This is a genomic window from Streptomyces sp. NPDC002588 (assembly GCF_040295925.1).
In the GTDB taxonomy this organism is placed as follows: domain Bacteria; phylum Actinomycetota; class Actinomycetes; order Streptomycetales; family Streptomycetaceae; genus Streptomyces.
Map to the genome: position 1 here is coordinate 1 of NZ_JBEOWF010000117.1, position 1,865 is coordinate 1,865.

At 57.1% G+C, this 1,865-nt stretch carries 1 rRNA gene; it reads left to right on the forward strand.

The features are described from left to right. Positions 1–1,826: ribosomal RNA gene (locus ABT057_RS49030) — 23S ribosomal RNA — on the forward strand; the annotation flags it as partial. Between the last annotated feature and the right edge of the window lie 39 nt (positions 1,827–1,865).

Below are 1,865 nucleotides of genomic sequence, written 5' to 3' on the forward strand. Positions count from 1 at the left end.
GTGATGGGTAGGGGAGCGTCGTGTGCCGGGTGAAGCAGCACCGGAAGGTAGTTGTGGACGGTTCACGAGTGAGAATGCAGGCATGAGTAGCGATACAAACGTGAGAAACGTTTGCGCCGATTGACTAAGGGTTCCTGGGTCAAGCTGATCTGCCCAGGGTAAGTCGGGACCTAAGGCGAGGCCGACAGGCGTAGTCGATGGATAACCGGTTGATATTCCGGTACCCGCTGTGAAGCGTCAAACATCGAACCAGGCGATGCTAAGTCCGTGAAGCCGCCCCGGAGCCTTCGGGCAAAGGGGAGTGGTGGAGCCGACGGACCAGACTTGTAGTAGGTGAGTGATGGGGTGACGCAGGAAGGTAGTCCAGCCCGGGCGGTGGTTGTCCCGGGGTAAGGGTGTAGGCCGTGCGGTAGGTAAATCCGTCGCACACGAGGCTGAGACCTGATGCCGAGCCGATTGTGGTGAAGTGGATGATCCTATGCTGTCGAGAAAAGCCTCTAGCGAGTTTCATGGCGGCCCGTACCCTAAACCGACTCAGGTGGTCAGGTAGAGAATACCGAGGCGTTCGGGTGAACTATGGTTAAGGAACTCGGCAAAATGCCCCCGTAACTTCGGGAGAAGGGGGGCCACGCTTGGTGAGAGGACTTGCTCCTCGAGCTGGGGGTGGCCGCAGAGACCAGCGAGAAGCGACTGTTTACTAAAAACACAGGTCCGTGCGAAGCCGTAAGGCGATGTATACGGACTGACGCCTGCCCGGTGCTGGAACGTTAAGGGGACCGGTTAGTCAGGATTCGTTCTGGCGAAGCTGAGAACTTAAGCGCCAGTAAACGGCGGTGGTAACTATAACCATCCTAAGGTAGCGAAATTCCTTGTCGGGTAAGTTCCGACCTGCACGAATGGCGTAACGACTTCTCGACTGTCTCAACCATAGGCCCGGTGAAATTGCACTACGAGTAAAGATGCTCGTTTCGCGCAGCAGGACGGAAAGACCCCGGGACCTTTACTACAGTTTGATATTGGTGTTCGGTTCGGCTTGTGTAGGATAGGTGGGAGACTGTGAAGCTTGGACGCCAGTTCAGGTGGAGTCGTCGTTGAAATACCACTCTGGTCGTGCTGGATGTCTAACCTGGGTCCGTGATCCGGATCAGGGACAGTGTCTGATGGGTAGTTTAACTGGGGCGGTTGCCTCCTAAAGGGTAACGGAGGCGCCCAAAGGTTCCCTCAGCCTGGTTGGCAATCAGGTGTTGAGTGTAAGTGCACAAGGGAGCTTGACTGTGAGACCGACGGGTCGAGCAGGGACGAAAGTCGGGACTAGTGATCCGGCGGTGGCTTGTGGAAGCGCCGTCGCTCAACGGATAAAAGGTACCCCGGGGATAACAGGCTGATCTTCCCCAAGAGTCCATATCGACGGGATGGTTTGGCACCTCGATGTCGGCTCGTCGCATCCTGGGGCTGGAGTCGGTCCCAAGGGTTGGGCTGTTCGCCCATTAAAGCGGTACGCGAGCTGGGTTTAGAACGTCGTGAGACAGTTCGGTCCCTATCCGCTGTGCGCGTAGGAGTCTTGAGAAGGGCTGTCCCTAGTACGAGAGGACCGGGACGGACGAACCTCTGGTGTGCCAGTTGTTCTGCCAAGGGCATGGCTGGTTGGCTACGTTCGGGAGGGATAACCGCTGAAAGCATCTAAGCGGGAAGCCTGCTTCGAGATGAGGACTCCCACCCACTTGATGGGGTAAGGCTCCCAGTAGACGACTGGGTTGATAGGCCGGATCTGGAAGCACGGTAACGTGTGGAGGTGACCGGTACTAATAGGCCGAGGGCTTGTCCTCAGTTGCTCGCGTCCACTGTGTTAGTTCTGAGGCAACGAC